This window comes from Flavobacterium sp. ALJ2, assembly GCF_015594725.1.
GTDB lineage: Bacteria > Bacteroidota > Bacteroidia > Flavobacteriales > Flavobacteriaceae > Flavobacterium.
Genome location: NZ_JADNRC010000047.1, coordinates 1 through 973, shown reverse-complemented (window position 1 = coordinate 973; position 973 = coordinate 1). Strand labels below are relative to the sequence as shown.

Here is a 973-nt window from a genome sequence, read left to right as displayed (position 1 = left end):
TGCTGTAGTTGGAGAAAAGTTTAATACTTTCTCTGCTGAATCAGTTACATCTGTAATGGTTACTGTAGCCTCCTTGGCTGCATCATCCCAGCTAAATCCAGTTAATGAACCTCCTTGTATTGAACTTCCTGTTAAGATTACAGTCTCATCACCCTCTATAATAGAATCCATTAATGCTGTAACAACAATATCTAATGAATTATTACCTGCTAGTATCGTTCCCGTTCCGGTCAATGATGTATAGTCATAAACACTAGTTGCTGTACCACTAACTCCATAGCTGAATGTAATATCTTTCGTCGTAATAATCCCTTCTGGTAAACTTACTTTTATACTAGCACTTGATCCTTCTGCAACAGCTGCTGTAGTTGGAGAAAAGCGTAATACTTTGTTTGCTGGATCAGTTACATCTGTTATCGTTACCATAGCAGTATTGGCTATAGCACTCCAAGTAAATCCTGCTGTAGCAACTCCCGTTATAATAATCGTTTCGTCTGATTCTAACAAGTTATCTGTTAAAGCATTCACTTCTATTATTGCCGTACCTGAACCTGCAGGAATCGTTGCCGTACCTGTTAAAGTTACATAGTCTGTACCATTTATGGCTGTACCAAGTACCTTATAGTTTATATCCATTGGACTTGTCACAGTAATTCCTTCTGGCAAACTTATCTTTATGGTAGTACTTTCCCCTTCTGCAACATTTGCTATAAGTGGAGAAATACTCAGTACTTTCTTTGCTGGATCATTTCCAGTTGCATCCTTAATGCTAACTGTAGCTACATTGTTGCTTCCCCAGGTAAATCCTGCTGTAATTGCTCCTGTTATAACTACTGTTTCGTCTGGTTCTATCAAATTATCTGGTAGAGCAGTTACTGCTATCGTTGCATAACTTAAACCCGCAGGAATCGTTACCGAACCTGTTAAAGCGCTATAGTCTGTACCATTTATGGCTGTACCTGATAGATTATAG

Annotated in this window: 1 protein-coding gene; it reads right to left on the bottom strand. The window is 38.5% G+C overall.

Annotated features, from left to right (window positions below):
- The coding region (locus IUY40_RS19145) for a Calx-beta domain-containing protein (protein WP_229335688.1) at positions 1-973 on the bottom strand (973 nt) is incomplete at both ends.